Annotated in this window: 16 protein-coding genes; 4 read left to right on the top strand and 12 right to left on the bottom strand. The window is 72.3% G+C overall.

The genetic code is table 11. The features are described 5' to 3' along the window. The first annotated feature begins 115 nt into the window (after nucleotides 1-115). Complete coding sequence (locus miv_RS24505; RefSeq protein WP_048427971.1) at nucleotides 116-508, top strand: PepSY domain-containing protein; 393 nt, start codon at nucleotides 116-118, stop codon at nucleotides 506-508. 48 nt (nucleotides 509-556) lie between these two features. Continuing rightward, entirely contained in the window at nucleotides 557-1,375 is an 819-nt protein-coding gene (locus tag miv_RS24500; RefSeq protein WP_048427970.1) for a hypothetical protein, read from the top strand. A gap of 80 nt (nucleotides 1,376-1,455) precedes the next feature. Here the strand turns inward: miv_RS24500 and miv_RS24495 are convergent. Both miv_RS24495 and miv_RS24490 read right to left on the bottom strand, forming a co-directional pair. After that, nucleotides 1,456-2,224, bottom strand: a protein-coding gene (locus miv_RS24495) for an IS5 family transposase (RefSeq protein ID WP_425312976.1) whose coding sequence is annotated in 2 segments (ribosomal slippage) — nucleotides 1,456-1,926 and nucleotides 1,928-2,224 — 768 coding nt in all. Because the reading frame shifts where the segments join, the coding sequence is not laid out codon by codon here. 266 nt (nucleotides 2,225-2,490) lie between these two features. Beyond that, nucleotides 2,491-3,603, bottom strand: a complete 1,113-nt coding sequence (locus miv_RS24490) for an FUSC family protein (RefSeq protein WP_207179412.1) — start codon at nucleotides 3,601-3,603, stop codon at nucleotides 2,491-2,493. A gap of 149 nt (nucleotides 3,604-3,752) precedes the next feature. Between miv_RS24490 and miv_RS24485 the strand changes: the two genes are divergently transcribed. After that, nucleotides 3,753-4,517, top strand: a complete 765-nt coding sequence (locus miv_RS24485; RefSeq protein WP_058618476.1) for a transporter substrate-binding domain-containing protein — start codon at nucleotides 3,753-3,755, stop codon at nucleotides 4,515-4,517. A gap of 260 nt (nucleotides 4,518-4,777) precedes the next feature. On the opposite strand, the gene miv_RS24480 is transcribed toward miv_RS24485, so the two are convergent. The 7 genes from miv_RS24480 to miv_RS24450 all read right to left on the bottom strand — a co-directional run bounded on the left by miv_RS24480 (nucleotide 4,778) and on the right by miv_RS24450 (nucleotide 12,970). Next, nucleotides 4,778-6,658 carry a TRAP transporter large permease gene (locus miv_RS24480; protein WP_048427968.1) on the bottom strand — a complete coding sequence of 627 codons (1,881 nt, stop codon included), beginning with the start codon at nucleotides 6,656-6,658 and terminating at the stop codon, nucleotides 4,778-4,780. Between the two features lie 14 nt (nucleotides 6,659-6,672). Beyond that, nucleotides 6,673-7,686 (bottom strand): TRAP transporter substrate-binding protein, encoded by a 1,014-nt coding sequence (locus miv_RS24475; protein WP_058618456.1) that lies wholly within the window; start codon nucleotides 7,684-7,686, stop codon nucleotides 6,673-6,675. A gap of 134 nt (nucleotides 7,687-7,820) precedes the next feature. Then, nucleotides 7,821-8,705 carry an NAD(P)-dependent oxidoreductase gene (locus tag miv_RS24470; RefSeq protein WP_207183621.1) on the bottom strand — a complete coding sequence of 295 codons (885 nt, stop codon included), beginning with the start codon at nucleotides 8,703-8,705 and terminating at the stop codon, nucleotides 7,821-7,823. Continuing rightward, the gene (locus miv_RS24465; RefSeq protein WP_207179409.1) at nucleotides 8,702-9,733 is read right to left on the bottom strand and encodes a transketolase family protein; all 1,032 of its coding nucleotides are present in this window, start codon (nucleotides 9,731-9,733) and stop codon (nucleotides 8,702-8,704) included. Before miv_RS24465 ends, miv_RS24470 begins: the two co-directional genes overlap by 4 nt. Beyond that, entirely contained in the window at nucleotides 9,730-10,578 is an 849-nt protein-coding gene (locus miv_RS24460; RefSeq protein WP_207179407.1) for a transketolase, read from the bottom strand. The genes miv_RS24465 and miv_RS24460 overlap by 4 nt, the downstream gene beginning before the upstream one ends. An 11-nt stretch (nucleotides 10,579-10,589) precedes the next feature. After that, nucleotides 10,590-11,339, bottom strand: a complete 750-nt coding sequence (locus miv_RS24455) for an SDR family NAD(P)-dependent oxidoreductase (protein ID WP_207179406.1) — start codon at nucleotides 11,337-11,339, stop codon at nucleotides 10,590-10,592. 233 nt (nucleotides 11,340-11,572) lie between these two features. Continuing rightward, nucleotides 11,573-12,970, bottom strand: a complete 1,398-nt coding sequence (locus miv_RS24450; protein WP_207179404.1) for a CoA transferase — start codon at nucleotides 12,968-12,970, stop codon at nucleotides 11,573-11,575. 93 nt (nucleotides 12,971-13,063) lie between these two features. On the opposite strand from miv_RS24450, the gene miv_RS24445 reads away from it, so the two are divergent. Then, on the top strand, nucleotides 13,064-14,203 hold the full coding sequence (locus miv_RS24445; RefSeq protein WP_207179403.1) for a citrate synthase: 1,140 nt from the start codon (nucleotides 13,064-13,066) through the stop codon (nucleotides 14,201-14,203). Nucleotides 14,204-14,671: 468 nt separating this feature from the next. Here the strand turns inward: miv_RS24445 and miv_RS24440 are convergent, their stop codons facing one another. The 3 genes from miv_RS24440 to miv_RS24430 form a co-directional block, all read right to left on the bottom strand. Then, on the bottom strand, nucleotides 14,672-15,829 hold the full coding sequence (locus miv_RS24440) for an MFS transporter (RefSeq protein ID WP_207183620.1): 1,158 nt from the start codon (nucleotides 15,827-15,829) through the stop codon (nucleotides 14,672-14,674). A 144-nt stretch (nucleotides 15,830-15,973) separates the two neighbouring features. Further along, complete coding sequence (locus miv_RS24435) at nucleotides 15,974-18,151, bottom strand: protein-disulfide reductase DsbD family protein (RefSeq protein WP_207179402.1); 2,178 nt, start codon at nucleotides 18,149-18,151, stop codon at nucleotides 15,974-15,976. Nucleotides 18,152-18,223: 72 nt separating this feature from the next. Continuing rightward, the gene (locus tag miv_RS24430; RefSeq protein ID WP_207179401.1) at nucleotides 18,224-19,144 is read right to left on the bottom strand and encodes a LysR family transcriptional regulator; all 921 of its coding nucleotides are present in this window, start codon (nucleotides 19,142-19,144) and stop codon (nucleotides 18,224-18,226) included. Nucleotides 19,145-19,217 lie beyond the last annotated feature (73 nt).

The following is a 19,217-nucleotide window of genomic DNA, read 5'->3' as shown; positions in this document are numbered from 1 at the left end:
CATTCGAGCTATATTGTTCGCAACAGGCTTCGGTCACGACCATCCTCCTGCGGAACCAAGACGCTCGGCGATGATTGAGATGGCATCGATCGCTCAGACAAGGTTCGAGGAGACCATGCGCAAGACCCTCATCACCCTCGCGGCCCTCGGCATGCTCGGAGCCGGCGCGGCGCAGGCCCAGACCACCGTGACCGGCGACCCGGCCCGCGACGCCAAGCCGAGCACCCAGTCGCAGGGCCAGGAGGCGGTGACCCGGCCCAACACCGACATGATGGACAAGACCAACCCGGGCACCACCGGCACCGTCGCCACCAACGCCAAGCTCGAGCCCGGCGCCAACAGCTTCACCGAGGCCCAGGCCCGCAGCCGCATGGAGCAGGCCGGCTTCAAGGACGTGAAGGAACTCAAGAAGGACGATCAGGGCATCTGGCGCGGCCAGGCCATGCAGTCCGGCAACACCGTGATGGTCGGCCTCGACTTCAAGGGCAACGTCTCGACCGCCCGCTAAGACCGCCCCGCCGACCCCTTCCTCTCCCCGAACACAAGGACGACGCCCATGGCGACCCGTACCATCACGGCCCTGTTCGACAGCTACGACGACGCCTCCGCGGCGGTGCGCAAGGTGGAGGCGGCGGGCGTGCCGCACGCCGACATCAGCATCGTGGCCAACAACCAGGGCGACCGCTATTCCGGCCATATCGGCCAGCGTGACGCGACCGTGGCCGGCACGACGACGACCGGCGAGACCGCGCACGACGCCTCGAACGGCGCCGGGGCGGGCGCCTCGCTTGGCACCGTGCTCGGCGGCGGCGCCGGCCTTCTCACCGGCCTCGGCCTCCTCGCCATCCCGGGCGTCGGCCCGGTGGTGGCCGCGGGCTGGCTCGTCGCGACCGTGACCGGCGCCGGCGTCGGCGCGGCCGCGGGCGGCCTGATCGGCTCCCTGACCGGCGCCGGCCTCAGCGAGGAGCACGCCCACAGCTACGCCGAGGGCGTACGCCGCGGCGGCACGCTGGTGACCGTGCGGGCCGACGACGTCCATGCCGACCGGGTCTATTCGATCCTCAAGGAGCACGGCTCGGTCGACATGGACGACCGCGCCAAGACCTGGCGCCAGGACGGCTGGACCGGCCGCCACGACGAGACCGCCCCTTCGATGACCAACCCGGCCGCGGTGGCGGGCGGCTCGTCGGCGGTCGGTGCCGCCGGCAGCACCACCACGGGGCTCAACACCGGCGGCATGCCGTTCGCGGCCGGCGCTTCGCCGACCACCCAGCGGGTCGATGCCGGCCTGCCCGGCACCACCCGCGAGCGGAACATCGGCATCGAGGACGAGCTGCCCCCGGCCCGTCAGCCGATCGGCACCGAGCGGCGCTGATATCGATTATCGGTCACTGGTTGAAGAACGCGGCGGCAGGGGCGACCCTGCCGCCGCTTCCTTGTGCGGCTTCTAAGAGGCTATCCCGGTAGGACGTGTCGCCATGCGATGATGGCTGCTGCGAAGTGGAGGACGGCGAGGGCGTTCTCGGGTTTTTTGGCCCATCGGATCAGGAGGGCGCGGAAGCGGTTGAACCAGGAGTGGCAGCGCTCGACCACCCAGCGCCTCGCCCGCGTGCCGCATTCGCGCTTCTCGACGATCTCTTCTCCACGCCGTCGCAGATGCAGTTCGAAGCCGTACTCGTCGGCTGTCTCACGCGGACCGGCATAGTCGTAGCCCTTGTCCAGGCACAGGTGCTGGGGATCCCACGCACCCGGATCAGGCCGGGAGACCGGGATCGCCTCCAGCGTCTCGCGCAGCAGCAGGTGATCGTTGACGTTGGCGCCGGCGATCACCAGCCCCACCGGCACCCCGCGCCCGTCGGTGAGCACCGAGCGCTTGGTGCCGCGCTTGCCCCGGTCGGTCGGGTTGGGACCGGTTTTTCCCCCCACCCAGCGGCGCCTTGCCCTGCGCCCCGTCGAGAGACAACCACGTCCAGTCGATCCCCACCAACGCGTCGTAGGCCAGAAGCCCCTCGCGCCAGAACGCCGCGAACACGCTGGCTGCCGTCCACTCCTGGAAGCGGCGGTGAGCCGAGGACGAACTGCAGATCCCTGTGGCGTTGAGCGCGTTCCACTGGCAGCCGGTGCGCAGCACGAAGAAGATCGCGTCCATCGCCGCCCGATCGGGCACCCGCGGGTTGTGGCAGCCGAGCGGATGGCGCGGCCGGGGCGGCAACAGCGGCTCCATCCGCCGCCACAGATCATCGGGGATGCGCCAGCCGTCGTCCGCGACCGCAGGACGCTGACCAGCTTGGCTCTTGAGCGTCAGCATCCTCACAAGGTGGGAAACTCGACCTGCAATGCCACCCCCAGCAATCCCTACCGGGATAGCCTCTAAGCCGCAGCACCTGCGAACAAACTCGTTCGACGATGCGGGGCTTGTCCGAGATGCGCGTCGATGCCGATGCGCCGGACGCTTCACCATCGAGGTGTCGATGGCGACGCGCCACGCCGTCATGTCTCGACGCCTCCCGCCGGCCCGGCGAAATCCGCCGCCCGCTCGGCGAGGTCGTCGAGGTTGCGGCGCAATTGCTCCAGCGTGAAGGCGAGCCAGAAGATGCGGCCGACGCCGTCGGTGGAGAGCGTCCGGGTCACCTGGCGCCGGCGCATCCCGTCGATGGCGTCGCGGTAGCCGGCGACCGCCGCCGCCAGATCGGCGCCGTCACCGGTCGGCCGATGTCCCGCGGCCAGCGCGTCGGCGACGTTTTGCAGGCGGGAAGCGGCGGCGTTCGCCGCCTGTCCCCAGGCCTGCGCGAGATGGACCCGCAGAACGTCCTCGTCGGATTCGGCGATGGCGCGGCGCAGCAGCACGAGGTCGTGGCGCAGGCGCGTCAGGGTGCGCAGCAGCGGATCCGGATCGGGGGCGGCGGAGAGCCGGCTGCGGCGCTCGCGGGCCGCCTCGCCGGCCAGGGTTTCCAGCCGCGCCAGGCTGCGGCGCACGGCCGGCGGCAGGGCCTTCACGTCGGGCGTCTCCTCCGCGTCGAGGCGGGCCAGCGCCGCGAGCTGGTCCGCGAGCAGCCGGGCGAGGCTCGCCGCCTGGCCGGTCACCGCCCGGGCGGCGCGGGCCGGGGCGACGAGGAGCGAGACCGCCAGCCCGATGACGCAGCCGAGCCCGATCTCCAGGATCCGGTCGAGGGCGAAGGCGAGGGGACCGAGCGTCGAGCCGGTGGTGGAGAGGAGCACGATGATCGCGGTGATCGGCGCGATGCGGAACCCCGCCGAGACCGCGGCCGCGACGGTGAGCGGCGCCACCGCGACGACGAGGGCGATCACCGTCGAGGCGCCGCCGTGATGCGGCAGCGCGAAGGCGACGGCGCCGCCGTAGCAGGCGCCGAGCACCGAGCCGAGGAACCGGTCGAGGGCGGCCTTGAGCGAGCCGCCGACGCTGCTCTGCGTGACGATCAACGCCGTGATCACCGCCCAGTAGGCCTGGGGCAGCCCGAGGGATTCGGCGAGCAGGAAGGTCGCCAGGCTCGCCGCGGTCATCCGCAGGCTCTGGGTCAGGCGCGGGCGCTGGCGGGTGAGGAAGCGGGCGAGGGATCCCGGGCCGTCCGGAGAAGAAGCCATGGCAGGGTCAGAGCCGGTGTGGGCTCCACAAGTCAACCACTCGCCGACCGCCCGCGACGGGATCGCGCCGTCATCCGGGCTTTACCGGACCCATGCGATGTCCGTACGACAGAACAATTGACGACGACGCGAAGGTCAGGGCGGTGACGATGCGCAAGTTCGTGGGTGTTGTGGGTGTTCTGGCGGCGCTGGCGGCGGTCCCGGTGCAGGCGCGGCCGCTGGCGGCGATCAAGCAGGACGGCACGCTGCGGGTCGGATTGACCGGCGACTACGCGCCCTATTCGCTTCGCCTGCCCGACGGCAGCATCAAGGGCGCCGACGTGACCATGGCGGACGAGCTCGCCCGTGCGCTCGGCGTCAAGGTCGAGATCGTGCCGACGACCTGGAAGACCCTGAAGGACGACCTCCTGGCCGACCGCTACGACGTCGCGATGGGGGGGGTCAGCGTCACGCCCGACCGGGCCTCGGTGGCCGATTTCTCGGTGCCGGTGCTGACCGACGGCAAGCGCCCGATCGTGCGCTGCGGCGACAAGGGCCGCTTCGTCACGATCAAGGACATCGACAAGCCGGAGGTCCGCGTCGTGGTCAATCCCGGCGGCACCAACCAGCGCTTCGCCGATGCCAACTTTCCGCACGCCTCGGTGCGGGTGTTTCCCGACAACCGCGCCATCTTCAAGGAAGTGGCCGAGGGCCGCGCCGACCTGATGGTCACCGACGGCGCCGAGGTCGACTATCAATCGCGCCTGCATGCCGGCGTGCTCTGCCCGGCCGCCGTGCCCGACACCTTCGACAAGGCCGACAAGGCCTACTGGATGACCCGCGATCCGGCGCTGAAGGCGGCGGTCGACGCGTGGCTGGGCAAGACCCTGAAGAGCGGCGCCTACCAGAAGGCGCTGGCGAAGGCGGCGGAGTAGGATCCGGCTCCGATCGGATCGGCTGCGCGCGACGTCTCTGCGTCCCCATTTCCGATTCACGACGTCATCCCGGAGCTCGTCGAAGACGAGAACCGGGATGCCTGATCACGGACGGCATGGGAGAGGAGCGGGGATCGTTCCGCCCCGTCCCGCATCGTCGGCGTCGATGAATCCCGGGCTGCGCTTCGCGGCCCCGGGATGACCAGCAGAATGCCGGGACCGTCTTCGGGTCCCGGCATCACTCAGTGCAAGAACCTGCCTCAGTGCAGGAACCCGATCGAGATCCAGGGCACCAGGATCACCACCACGAGGCCGACCAGCAGCGCCGTCATGTAGCCGATGATCGGCCGGATGCCGGCATCCGGATGGATCCGGCTGATCGCGCAGGCGGCGTAGTACCCGACCCCGAAGGGCGGGGCGAACAGGCCGACGCCCATCGCCAGGATCACCACCATCGCGTAATGCACCTCGTGCACGCCGACCTGGCGGGCGATCGGGAACAGCAGCGGGCCGAACAGCACGATCGCCGGGATGCCCTCCAGCACCGAGCCGAGGATCACGAAGGCCACCGCCGACACGACCAGGAAGCCGAGCGCACCGCCGGGCAGGCTCTTCATCATCACGGCGAGGCTCTGCGAGAAGCCCGACTGCGTCAGCGCCCAGGCCATGCCGGTGGCCGCCCCGATGATCAGCAGGATCGCCCCCGACAGGGAGGCGGTCGAGACCAGCATCGGATAGACCCGGCGCCAGTCGAACTGGCGGTAGATCAGGAGGCCGGCGAGGATCGCGTAGACGATGCCGATGGTCGAGACTTCCGTCGCGGTCGCGACACCTTCCACCACCGCGGCGCGGATGACGAAGGGGAGCGCGATGGCCGGGAAGGCGATGACGAGCGACTTCAGGATCTCGCCCTTGGTGGCGCGCCGGACGTGGCTCAGGTCCTCGCCGCGGTAGCGCCACCAGACCAGCATGCACAGCGTGATGCCGAGCACGACGCCGGGCAGCAGGCCGCCGGTGAAGAGCGCGGTGATCGACACGCCGGTCACCGACCCGATGGTGATGAGCACGAGGCTCGGCGGGATGGTCTCGGTCTGGGCGCCGGTGGCGGCGAGCAGCGCGACGAGGTCGCCCTCCTTGGCGCCGCGCTTCTTCATCTCGGGAAACAGGACGGGCGCCACCGCCGCCATGTCGGCGGCCTTGGAGCCGGAGATGCCCGAGACGAGGTACATCGCGCCGACCAGCACGTAGTGCAGGCCGCCGCGGACGTGGCCGAGCATGCTCGCCAGGAAGCCCACCATGGCCTTGGCCATGCCGGTCATCTCGATCAGCAGGCCGAGGAACACGAAGAGCGGCACGGCGAGCAGGATGAGGTGGCTCATCCCCTCGTCCATGCGCCCGACCACCACCATGGCGGGGGCCCGCGTCGTCAGCATCAGGTAGCCGAAGGTGGCGAGCCCGAACGCGAAGGCGATCGGCACGCCGGTGAAGACGAGCGCACCGACGCCCAGCACGAAGAAGATCAGCAGGTTCCAGTTGCCGAGGGTGCGAAGCAGCGGCTCGGCCAGCATCAGCGCCACGATGACGAGGGCGGTGACGGCGACCGCCCCGACCGCGTGGCGCCAATCGGCGCACTCGATCAGGCGAAGTACCGCGACGACCAGCATCAGGCCGAAGCCGACCGGCAGGGCCGCGGCCCGCCAGGCATTGGTGATCTCGAGTGCCGGCGTCTGGACGAAGATCTCCTCGGCCGCGAACTCGTAGGCCGGATGCAGCAGCATCACCACGAAGGCGAGGCCGGCGGCGAGAGCCACCGCCTCCAGGAAGGCCTGGGTCTTCACCGAGGTCATGCTGACGATCGCGGTCATCCGCATGTGCTCGGCGCGGCGGTAGGCCACCACCGACCCGAGCATCGCCAGCCAGAGAAAGAGGATCGAGGCCAGCTCGTCCGACCACACGATCGGCGAGTGGAAGACGTAGCGGCTGACGACGCCGGCGAGCAGCACCACCACCTCGGCCACCACCAGGAGGGCGGCCGGGATCTCGATCAGCGGGCCGAGGGCTTTGTCGAGCGTGCGCGCCCAGGCACGCTTGGCGGAGGCCGCCGGCAATGCCGGCGTCTCCGTCGCGATATCGACATGCATCTCTCAGGCCTCCCTCAGGCCAGTTTGCCGGAGACGGCCTCGAGGTGCTCCCAGGCCGCGTCGCCGTACTTGCTCTTCCAGTCCTTGTAGAAGGTCGTGCGGCCGAGCGCATCGCGAAATTTCTGGCGGTCGACGTCGATGAAGGTGATTCCCTTGGATCCCAGCTCCTTCACCAGGGAGTCGTTGAGCTTGACGATGTCGGCGCGCTCGTCGTCGCCCGAGCGGTCGAGCTCGCGGGTTACGAGGGCGCGCAGGTCCTCGGGCAGGCGCTGGACCGCCTTCTTGTTGCCGAGGATCCAGTAGCCGTCCCAGACGTGGCCGGTGAGGCTGCAGGTCTTCTGCACCTCGTAGAGCCGGGTCGTGGCGATGATCGCCAGCGGGTTCTCCTGGCCCTCGAAGATCTTGGTCTGCAGCGCCGAGTACAGCTCGTTGAAGTTGAGCGGCGCGGCGCCGGCATCGAACGCCTTGAACAGCGAGGTCAGCATCGGCGACGGGGGCACGCGGATCTTGAAGCCCTTCAGGTCCTCCGGCGCCTTGATCTCGCGGGTCGAGGAGGTGATCTGGCGGAAGCCGTTGTCCCACACCTTGGACACGGTCTGGATCGGGGTCTTGGCGATCTGCTCGCGGATATAGGTGCCCAGCCCCCCATCCATCGCCTTCCAGACGTCGTTGTAATCCTTGAACGCGAAGCCGGTATTCGGCAGAGCCGCGGCGGGCACGAAGGTGGAGAGGATCGAGGTCGAGAGGTTGAAGAACTCGACGCTGCCGTTGCGCACCTGCGACAGCAGGTCGGTGTCGGAGCCGAGCTGGTTGGCCGGGAACAGCTTGATGTCGAGCCGGCCGTTCGAGGCCTCGCGGATGCGGTTCAGCGCTTCCTGCGCGCGGATATTGACCGGGTGGGTCGGGTCCTGGCCGGTGGCGAGCTTGTACTCGAACTCGGCGGCGCGAACCGGCCGGGTGAAGACCGTGGCCAGGGGGAAGGCGGCGGCACCGGCAAGCAGCGTACGACGGGAGACGGTGTGGCTCATGGGGGTTTCCTCGAGGAAAGGGGGGAACTGGGCCGGTTGGGCCGGCCTCTGGATGTGAGATACCTTCCCCTCCCCAGGCGATCCCGGGCTTACCCGGTATCGCTGCGAGTTGTGGGGAGGGGAGATTTGGCGAATTACTTGCCGTTGAGCGCCCGGTACGACCCGATTACCTGGCTATCGTCCTCGGCGCCCGCCCCACGGCCCGATGCCGCGAGGAAGAGCTGATGCGCCAGGGCCGCCAGCGGCAGGGCCGCCTTCTCGCTGCGCCCGGCCTCCAGCACGATGCCGAGATCCTTGACGAAGATGTCGACCGCGCTGGTGACGCGGGGGGCCTCCTCCAGCATCCGGGGCCCGCGGTCGCGCAGCATCCAGCTCGACGCGGACGAGCCCGAGACGATCTCCAGCGCCGTCGCGCCGTCGATCCCGACCTTGGCCGCCAGCGACAGGGCCTCCGCCGCCGCCGCGAGGTTGACCCCGCAGAGGAGCTGGTTGACCGCCTTCATGGTGGCGCCCTGGCCGGGCTCGGGCCCGACATGGAACACCTTGTCGCCCATCGCTTCCAGGAGCGGCCTCGCCTGCGCGATCACGGCGTCCGGGGCCGCCGCCATGATCGTCAGCGTCCCGGCCTCGGCGCCGACGACCCCGCCGGAGACGGGAGCGTCGACGAAGGCCCGGCCGGTCGCGGTCACGCGCTTGGCGAGAGCCGCCACGGAGGCCGGCGGGCAGGTCGCCATCAGCACCACGGCAGCGTCGGCGGAGAGACGCTCCAGGGCGCCCTCGCCGAACAGCACCGCCTCGGCCTGGTCGGCATTGACCACCATCAGCACCAGCATCCCGGCGCCGTCGGCCATCTCGGCGATCGTCGCGGCGGGTGTCCCGCCGGATTGCGCGAAGGCGCTCCGCCCCTCGGCCCGCACATCGAAGCCGCGCACGGGAAAGCCGTGGCGCACGAGGTTGCGGGCCATCGGCAGGCCCATCGAGCCGAGGCCGACGAAAGCGACGGGGCGCTCGGCGCTCACAGCCATTCGCGGATGCTCCGCACCATGGCGCCGGTCGAGATGCCGTAGCGGTCGTGGAGGGTCGGCAGGGCGCCGGCATCCAGGAACTCGTCCGGCAGGCCGACCTGGCGGAAGGCCTTCGGCACCGTGCCGGTGCGCATCAAGAGCCCCGCCACCGCCTCACCGAGGCCGCCGACGACCGTGTGGTTCTCGGCCACCACCACCAGGCGCCCGCCCTTGCCGGCCTCGCGCAGGATGGTCTGCGTGTCGAGCGGCTTGATCGTCGGCACGTGCAGCACCGAGACGTCGATCTTGTCGGCCTTCAGGGCGTCGGCTGCTTCGAGGGCCCGCATGGTCATCAGGCCGGTCGAGATGATCAGGACGTCGTTGCCGTCCCGGATGGTCTTGGCCTTGCCGAGCTCGAATGTGTAGCCGTACTCGTCGAGCACCAGGGGCACGTTGCCCCGCAGGAGCCGCATGTAGACCGGCCCCTTGTGATCGGCGATGGCCGGCACGGCCTGCGCGATCTCGTGCGCGTCGCAGGGGTCGAGGATCGTCATGTTGGGCAGGCCGCGGAAGATCGCGATGTCTTCCGTCGCCTGGTGGCTCGGGCCGTAGCCGGTGGTCAGGCCCGGCAGGGCGCAGACGATCTTGACGTCGAGATTCTCCTCCGCGATCGCCATGCAGATGAAGTCGTAGGCGCGGCGCGCCGCGAACACCGCGTAGGTGGTGGCGAAGGGCTGGAAGCCCTCGCGCGCCATGCCGGCGGCGGCGCTGATCAGGAGCTGCTCGGCCATGCCCATCTGGTAGAAGCGCTCGGGGTGCTTCTGGGCGAAGATGTGCAGGTCGGTGTACTTGCCGAGATCGGCGGTGAGCCCGACGATCTCCGGCCGCTCCTCGGCGAGCTTGGCCAGCGCGTGGCCGAACGGAGCCGGCGCGGTGCGCTGGTCGGGACCGGCCAGCGAGGCGATCATCGCCGAGGTGGTCAGGCGCTCACCCGTATTGGCCTCGGAGAGCCAGGCCGGGCGCGTGTACTTCGAGCGTTTCATGCGGGCCTCCCGGCATCCAGGATCTTGATCGCGTCCTGCCATTCCTGCGGCTCCACCCGCAGGAAGTGGTTGCGCTCGCGCGCCTCCAGGAACGGGATGCCCTTCGCCATCTTGGTGTCGCAGATGATGATGCGGGGCTTCTGTTCGGCGCAGGCACGCGCCGCGTCGAAGGCCTGGACCAGGGCGTCGATGTCGTTGCCGTCGACCCGCTGGACGTGCCAGCCGAAGGCTTCGAAGCGCGACGCCGCCGGCTCGAAGCCGGTGACCTGCGAGGCCGGGCCGTCGGCCTGCTGGTTGTTGACGTCGACGATGGCGATCAGGTTGTCGAGCTTCCAGTGGCTCGCCGACCAGGCGCCCTCCCAGATCGAGCCCTCGCCGAGCTCGCCGTCGGAGATCAGGCAATAGACGAACGAATCCGACTTCTTGCGCTTGAGCCCCAGGCAGAAGCCGACCGCGAGCGCGAGGCCCTGGCCGAGGGAGCCGCCGGTGATCTCCATGCCGGGGGTGTAGGCGGCCATGCCGGACATCGGCAGGCGGCTGTCGTCGGCGCCGTAGCTCGTCAGCTCGTCCTCGGGCAGGATCCCGGCCTCGAGGAGCGCGGCGTAGAGCGCGATGGCGTAATGGCCGATCGAGAGCAGGAAGCGGTCGCGCCCCTCCCATTCCGGATCGTCCGGCCGGTAGCGCATGGCGTGGAAATACGACACCGCCAGCACGTCGGCGATGCCGAGCGCCTGGGCGATGTAGCCCTGGCCCTGGACCTCGCCCATCAGCAGGGCGTTGCGGCGGATGCGGTAGGCGCGCTCGGCCAGCGACGGGCTGTTCTGCCCGGGTTCTGTGGCAGGCATGATGGTCGTCCTCAGTGGATCAGCATGCCGCCGTTCACGTCGATGACGGCGCCGGTGATGTAGGAGGAGAGGTCGGAGGCCAGGAACAGGCAGGCATTGGCGACGTCGTCGGCGACGCCGAGGCGGCCGAGCGGGATACCCTTGGCGATCTCGACCTTGAGCTCGTCGGTGAGCTTGCCGCCGGTGATGTCGGTCTGGATCAGGCCGGGGGTGATGCTGTTGACCCGCACCGTGTCGGGACCGAGCTCGCGGGCCATCGCCTTGCCGAGACCCAGCACGCCGCCCTTGGCGGCGCTGTAGTGGGGCCCGCCGAAGATGCCGCCGCCGCGCTGCGCCGAGACCGACGACATGCAGACGATCGAGCCGGATTGCTGCTTGCGCATCTGCGGCACCACCGCCTGGCTCATGTAGAGCGTGCCGCGCAGGTTCACGTCGAGCACCGCGTCGTAGTTGCCGGGCTCGATGTCCATGAACTTGAGCGGCTGGGTGATGCCGGCGTTGTTGATCAGCACGTCGATGCGGCCGAAGCGCGACACCACCTCGTCGGCGGCGGCCTGGCAGGCGGCCTTGTCGGTGACGTTGCAGGCGAGGCCGACGTGACCCTCGCCGAGCGAGCGCGCGGCCTCCTCGGCCTGGCCGGCATCGAGATCGAGGATCACCACCTTGGCGCCGTGGCTCGCGAAGAGCTTCGCGGTGGCGCGGCCGATGCCCCGCAGCGAAGCGGCGCCGGTGATCAGGCACACCTTGTCGGTCAGAAGCATGTCGTCCTCCCTCCAGGACGGGCCGGTTGCGGCCCGCTGCACACGAGGGAGCGACGTCGGCGCCGGGGCTCATCCCCGCGTCGCCTTCCGTCCTCGACGGTGCCTCCCTCGTTTCGTTGCGGGCAGAGTGCCCGCCGGCAGGGTCGGCGACAAACGCGGAAATTGCAGCCGGAGGTGAATTTGATTCACTTGACCCAGGGGCAGCGGGGTGGGCGCGGGGCGGGGCCGCGCCCTCACCATTCCGGTGCCGCCGTCGCGAGGCGGCCGGCGGGCCGGTCCCAGCGCATCGGCACGCCCGCCAGGATGAGCGGCGGCCGCAGGCGCAGCGCCGGCCCCCAGGCGGTCGGCTCGGGCGCGTCCATGCAATCGTCCGGCCCGAGAGGGGCGGGGGCGGGCTCCGGCGGAGCGGGCGGGGCGGCGAGCAGGAGGGCGGCGGTCCGGGCGAGCGCGGTGCGCGCCGCGCAGCCCCGGCCGGTGGCGAGGCGGCGGGCGAGGCCGTGCAGGACCGCCGCGGCCATGACGTAGCCGGTGGCGTGGTCGAGGGCCTGGACCGGCAGCGGCACCGGACGGTCGGCGCCGGCACCGCGCATCCCGGCCTCGGCGAGACCGCAGCTCATCTGCACCAGGCTGTCGAAGCCGCGCCGCTCCCGCCACGGGCCGGTCCAGCCATAGGCGTCGAGGCCGACGTCGATCAACCCCGGCCGCAGGCGGGCCCGGGCCGCCGCGTCGAGCCCGAGGCGCGCCAGCGCGTCCGGCCGGTAGCCGTGAACCAGCACGTCGGCCCCGGAAAGCAAGGCCTCGAACCGGGCCCGGCCGGCCGGATCCTTGAGGTCGAGGCGGGCGCAGGCCTTGCCGAGCGTCGTCTCCGGCAGGACACCCGGCTCGTCCCAATCCGGCGGATCGAGGCGCAGGACCGTGGCGCCGTAGCCGGCGAGGACGCGGGTCGCGACCGGGCCGGCGAGCACGCGGGTCAGGTCGAGGACCCGCAGGCCGGCGAGCGGCCGGTCCGGGCGGGCCTCCGCGAGGAGGCCGTCGGGCCCCGCCTCTCCGTCCTCCCAGCTCACCAGGGGCTCCCGCGCCACCGCCGCCCCCTGCGGGTGGGCGGCCCAGGCGGCGGCGGAGCGCATCGCGGCGGCGCAGCCGCCCGCCGCCACGATGGCGGCTTCGAGGGCGTCCGCCGTCCATCCCGCGACCGCCTCCGCCACCGCCGCCCGCTCCGGGGCGGATCCCAGCACCGACAGGGCCGCCGCACGGTGGTGCGGCGCGTTGGTGTGGAGCCTGATCCAGCCGTCGGCGGCCCGGTAGTCGCCGGCCACCGCGTCCCAGACCGGCGGCAACTCCCAGCCCTGCGGCGCGAGCGAGCGGGCGAACCAGAGCGCGGCGAGGCGCCGATCGACCGCGACGGCCGGTCGCTCGCCGAAGCGGGCCGCGACCAGTTCCGCCAGGGCGAGCCCCGCCGCCGCGACCGAGGCCGCCGCGAGGTCGCTGACGGGACACACCGAGGGCAGGGCGCCCGCGCCGGTCACGGCCACCGGCGGGGCGTCGCCGGCCCCGAGGGCGCGGCGGATCGCCGTCAGCAGCGCGTCGAAGGGTGGCGTCCCCGACGCGTTCGTGTCCGCGACATCGGTCATGGCTCCGTCCCCTTCGCCGAACATCCGGGTGACAGGAGCGCGCCGCGCAGGTCAGATCGTCAATCTTGATTCCTCTGATCAACCTGTGCCGTCGTGACCGCCTATCTCACCGCCGCGGACGCGGCCGCCCGCCTCGGGGTGAGCCGCCAGACCCTCTACGCCTATGTCAGCCGCGGCCTGATCGAGGCCCATCCGACGGACGACCCGCGGGTGCGGGCCTACGCCGCCGAGGCGATCGCCCGCCTCGCGGAGGCCCGCCGGCGGGGACGGCGCCCGCGGGACGTGGCCCGGGCCGCCCTCGACTGGGGCCTTCCGGTGCTGGAGACCGCCGTGACGCTGATCCGGGACGGCCGGCTGTTCTATCGCGGCACGGACGCCGTGGTCCTGGCGGAGACCGCGACCCTGGAGGAGACGGCGGCGCGGCTGTGGGACCTGCCGCCCGGCCCGGCCTTCGGGCCGGACGGGCCCGGGGCGAGGCCGCAGGGCGGCGATCTCCTGGAAGCCTTCGCGGCGGCGACGTCGGACGCGCCGACCGCCCTGGCGCAGGAGGATCCGGCCGGTCTCGCCGCCGGGTGCGGCGCCCTGGTCCGGATCCTCGCCGCCTGCGTCACCGGGGCCGCGCCGGACGCCCGCCCCGTCCATCGGCATTGCGCTGCCGCCTGGGGCCTCGCGCCGGCCGCGGCCGAGGCCGTGCGGCAGGCCCTGGTGCTGTGTGCCGATCACGAGCTCAACGCCTCCGGCTTCACCGCCCGCTGCATCGCCTCGACGGGCGCGAGCGTTCGGGCGGCGGTGGTCGGCGGCCTCGCGGCGCTGAGCGGCGGCCGCCACGGCGGCGCCACCGACCGGGTGGAGGCGCTGTGGGACGGCCTCGATCCGGCCGATCCGGGCACCGCCCTGCGGCACTGGATCGCCGGGCACGGGGACCTGCCGGGCTTCGGCCATCCGCTCTATCCGGCCGGCGACCCGCGGGCGGCGGTCCTTCTCGCGCCGCTCCTCGCCGACGATCCCCACCTGCGCGCCGCCGTGGCGGCGGCCGAGGCGTCGACCGGGGCGCGGCCCTCCCTCGATTTCGCCCTCGTCGCCCTGCGCCGGCATCTCGGCCTGCCCCGGGGGAGCGCGTTCGGCGTCTTCGCCCTGGGCCGCTCGGCCGGCTGGATCGCCCAGGCGCTCGAGCAGCGTCGGGCCGGCGGGCTGATCCGGCCGCGGGCGGTCTATGTCGGGCCGGTGCCCTGACGGGCCCAAGCAGACTTGCGTTGGCAGGCCACACGGTACACGACATTGAAGAAAGTGGAGGCCACCACGCAGGCGTTCCACCCCCTTTCCCGGACGACTGGAGCGTCAGCGGAAGGAGATCCGGGATCCAGCAGAGGACATGCCGCGAAGCGGCTCACCCTGTTGCACCGTCGCAGACAATGAGACGCTTCGCGGCTTTTCGTGCTGGATTCCGGATCTCCTTCCGCTTCGCTTCAGTCGTCCGGAAAAGGGATTGGTTTGCAATGGGTCATTGCAATGGGTCATGGAGCCTGGCTGCACGGTTCCCGGCCAGGGTCGTGTACCGTGGGCAGGCCAACGCTTCGCCCGCTTAGGTTCTTGTTTTGTCGCCGATTTTCAGCGCCGAACCGGCATCCACTTCGGCGAAATCTGCTTAGGATCGGCGGCGATCCCCGCCCGGGCCGCCCCGGCGCAGGGCGCGCGCGCGCGTCACCGGTCGAGCCGATGCACCACCACGGCGAGGCCCGCCACCGCGAGCGCCAGGACCGCGCCGATCAGCGGCAGGTCGGCGTAGGCGACGCCCGCCGTGATGGCGACGCCGCCGAGCCAGGCGCCGAGCGCGTTGCCGAGGTTGAAGGCGCCCTGGTTCATCGTCGAGGCGAGGTTGCGGGCGCCGTCGGCGGTGGTGAGCACCCGCATCTGCAGCGGCGCCACCAGCGCGAAGGCGAGGATGCCCCAGACGCCGATCGCCGCGGTGGCCGGCACCAGGGCGGCGCTCCCCGGCACCAGGGCCAGGATCGCCAGGAGGGCCAGCAGCACCGCCGCGAGGGCGAGGCCGAGGCCGATCACCGAGGGCAGCATCCGCCAGTCGCCGAGGCGGCCACCCAGGACGTTGCCGAGGGTCAGCCCGACGCCGAACAGGAGCAGCACGCCGGTGATCGCCGAGGGGCTGGCCCCCGCGGCGGCGGCGAGCATCGGCGCCACGTAGGTGAAGACGCTGAACAGGCTGGCGGAGGCGAGCACGCTCAAGAGCATCGCCAGCACCACCTGCGGGCGGCGCAGGACCCGCATCTCCGACAGGAGGCTGCCGGATTCCCGCGGCAGGTGCCGGGGCAGCCAGGCGAGGAGCGCCGCGGCGGCGGCGAAGCCGATGCCGACCACCGCCCAGAACGTCGCGCGCCAGCCGAGCGCGTGGCCGAGCGCGGTGCCGAAGGGCACGCCGAGCACGTTGGCGAGGGTGAGCCCGGTGAACATGACCGCGATCGCGCTGGCCTTGCGGTGCGGCGGCACCAGATCGGCGGCCACCACCGAGCCGAGGCCGAAGAAGGCGCCGTGGCAGAGCGCCGTGACGATGCGGGCGAGCATCAGCAGGCGGTAATCGGGGCTCAGCGCGCAGAGCGCGTTGCCGAGGATGAACAGCCCGACCAGCACCAGGAGCGCCCGGCGCCGGTCGAGGCGGCCGAGCAGCACCGCCACCACCGGCGAGCCGAAAGTGACGCTGAGCGCGTAGCCCGAGACGAGCAGCCCGGCGGTCGGGATGTCGACGCGGAGGTCGGCCGCCATCTCGGGCAGGAGCCCCATGATGACGAACTCGGTGGTGCCGATGCCGAACGAGGCCGCCGCCAGCGCCAGGAGCGCCAGGGCCACGGGCCGTCCGCCCGACGCGGCGCGGGCGGTATCGTCGAGGGTGTACTGCATCGCCGTCCCCATTGCTGCGATGCAGCATAAAGACGGTGGCGTCCCGGGTTCAGCCGCTCTCGCGCATGGCTGGCCTGCCCGACACCGGGGGCGTCAGCGCAAGGCGGCCCGGGGGCCGGCGGCGGCGGGGAGGGCGGCGAGCGCGTCGCGGACGATCGATTCGGTGAGGATCTGCGGCAGCACCGCGACGCCGCCGCGCCCGTCGTAGAGCAGGTAGAGCGGCACGCCCGAGCGGCCGTTGGCCTCGAGCACCCGGGTGATCTCCGGGTTCTGGTTGGTCCAGTCGCCCTTGAGCTGGGCCACGTCGCGAGCCTTGAACGCCGCCTGGACGGCGTCGGCCCGCAGGGTGGCGCGGTCGTTGACCTGGCAGGTGATGCACCAGGCCGCCGTCATGTTGACGAAGACCGGGCGGTGCTCGGCCAGCAGCCCGGCGAGCCGGGCCTGGCTGAACGGCTCGACCCCGTCGGCGGAGGCGACCGCCACCGGCCCGGCGCGGTCCCGATCGAGCACGGCCAGGAGCCCGGCGAGGCCGAGGAGGGCCACGATTACCGCGGCCTGCGCCCCCCGCCGTCCGAGCCCCTCGGCCGTCCGGCCGCGCTCGATCGCCCAGGCGCCGAACCCGACGAGGACGAGACCGGTGAGGCCGGCCATCAGCCCGGTCGGGCCGACCTGCTGGCTCAGCACCCAGACGAGCCAGGCCACCGTGAGGTAGAGCGGGAAGGCTAGAAGCCCCTTGAGCGTCTCCATCCAGGCGCCGGGCCGGGGCAGGCGGCGCAGGAGTGCCGGCCAGGCCGCCAGCAGGGCGAAGGGCAGGGCGAGGCCGAGGCCCAGCGCCGCGAAGACCGTGAGGGCCACGGCCGCTCCCTGCGTCAGGCCGTAGCCGACCGCCGCGCCCATGAACGGCGCGGTGCAGGGCGTGGCGACCACCGTCGCCAGCACGCCGGTGAAGAACGAGCCCTCGAGCCCCGTGCGCCGGGTCAGCCCGTCGCCGAGGGCGGCGGCCCGGCCGCCGAGATGCCAGACCCCCGACAGGCTCAACCCCATGGCGAGGAGCCCGTAGGCGAGGCCGGCCACCACCAGGGGCGATTGCAGCTGGAAGCCCCAGCCGATCTGCGCGCCGCCGGCCCTGAGCGCGATCAGCACCGAGGCGAGGCCCAGGAAGGTGGCGAGCACGCCCGCCGCGTAGGCGAGGCCGTGCAGCCGCACCCGGCCCGGGCTCTCGCCGGAATGGCGCACCAGGCTCAGGACCTTGATCGACAGGACCGGGAAGACGCAGGGCATCAGGTTGAGGAGGAGCCCGCCCAGGAAGGCGAGGAGGGCGGCCTGCCACAGGCCCTCGGCCTCTCCCGTCCCGGTCGCAGGCGCGGCCGGAATGGGGGACGCCGGCGCGGCGGCGACCGGAGCCGGGGCGGGCGCCGCCTCGCCGAGCGCGTAGGCGCGGCGGACCGGGCCGGAGGCGGTTTCCTCGGTCAGGGTCAGCACGCCGTCGGCGCGGGGTGCCGGGGCGTCGGGGGCGGCCTGGCTGCTGCGCTGCAGCCGCAGGTGCAGGCCCGCCGCGTCGCTGGTCGCGACCTGCGGGGCGGCATGCTCCAGGGCGGTCTCGGAATAGGGGAAGAACGCGACGTCCCGGGCCCGGAGGCCGGGCGCGTCGAGGGTCAGGACCGGGTTCGCGCCGCCCTCGCTCATCCGCACCGGCCAGGGTGCCGGCACCGGCACCTTTTCCCGGGCCTGCGCGAACAGCTCCGCGGTGCGGGGATCGGGCCGCGGGCTGGTGCCGGCGGGGGCGACCGGCAGGCCGAGCGACAGGTTCGCCTCGCCGGGCACGCATTCGCGCTCGCAGACGAGGTAGGAGACCTTGGCCTTGAGGCTCACCGGCCCCGGCCCGAGGGTCTCGGGCACCGTCAGCGGCACCGTGAGCAGCACCTCGCCCTCGTAGCCGAAATTCATCAGGTCGCCGACCGGGATCCGCTCCGGCGCCGGCCATTCCACCGCCCCGGCGGCAAACCCCGCCGGCAGGGTCCAGGCGATCTCCGGCGGCAGGCCGGAATCGCCCGGGTTGCGCCAGTAGACGTGCCAGCCCGGCTTCATCGTGAGGCGCACCCCGGCGGTGAGGGGGGAGCCGGGGGCGACCGCGCCCTCCTGGGTCACCAGCTCGGCCCGGACGAGATCGGCGTATTTCGAGCGCCCCGTGACCTGCGCCTGCGCCCCGGCGGGCCCGAGGACGAGGCAGGATGCGAGAAGGGCGAGGAGGGCGAGGGGACGGGCGGGCATGGTCTCCGGGTTACCCGGACTCCGTGGCGCTGGCGAGGCCGGCCCGCATCGCGTTCGCGTGAAGCCTGCGGCTCATCCCGCGGGCTCGCGCCAGGGGACCGGGTCGAGGGCGGCGGCGAGCGCGTCGAGGAAGCGGCGGGTGCGGGCGGCGCGGGCGCGGCGGCGGGCGCCCAGAAGCGCCACGACGGGCGCCTCCGGCGCGGAGAATCCCGGCAGGAGCCGGACGAGGCGGCCCGCCCGCAGGTCGTCGGCGACGTCCCATTCCGAGCGCAGGATGACGCCCCTGCCGGCGAGCGCCCAGCCGCGCACCACCTCGCCGTCGTTGCTGGCGAGGCGCGGCTCGATCCGCACCCGCGCCTCGCGGCCGTCGCGGGCGAAGCGCCACAGGGTCACGTCCTCGTCGTTCTCGCGCAGCGCGATGCAGGCATGCCGGCGCAGGTCGTCGGGTACGGACGGCTCCCCCCGGGCGGCGAGGTAGGCCGGGGCCGCGCAGACGATCCGGGCGTTGGGGGCGAGCCGCCGGGCGATCAGCCCGGGGGCCGCCCCGGCGATCTCCCCGACATGCACCGCGAGGTCGAAGGTGCCCTCCGGCACGCCGCCGAGGCGGTCGGACAGGGTGAGGTCGATCGCGACCTCGGGATGCGCCGCCTGGAACGCCGCCGCGACCGGGGCGACGTGGCGGCGCCCGAAGCCCAGCGGCGCCACGACCCGCAGGTGACCCACCACCTGCCCGCGCCGGGCGGCCAAAGCCTCGTCGAGTTCGCCCAGCGCATCGAGGATGGCGCGGCCGCGCTCGGCGAGCAATTCGCCCTCGTCGGTGAGCGCGAGGTGGCGCCCGGCGCGATCGACGAGATGCGTGCCGAGCCGCTCCTCGAGGGCGCGCAGGCGCTGCGTCACCGCGGGCGGCGACACGTCGAGGGCCCGCGACGCGGCGGCGAGGGAGGGCGCCTCGGCCACGGCGAGGAAGAAGCGGAGGTCGTCGGTCGCGAGCATTAAGTCTGCTCTTAATGCAGAAGGCAGGCGGCGTTAATGGCGCTCCCCGGCGCGTCGTGGTTCCTGTCGTCAC

The organism is Methylobacterium indicum (genome assembly GCF_017347565.1).
Taxonomy (GTDB): domain Bacteria; phylum Pseudomonadota; class Alphaproteobacteria; order Rhizobiales; family Beijerinckiaceae; genus Methylobacterium; species Methylobacterium indicum.
Note: the sequence above shows the minus strand (reverse complement) of the source record. Positions and strands in the feature narration are given on the sequence as shown.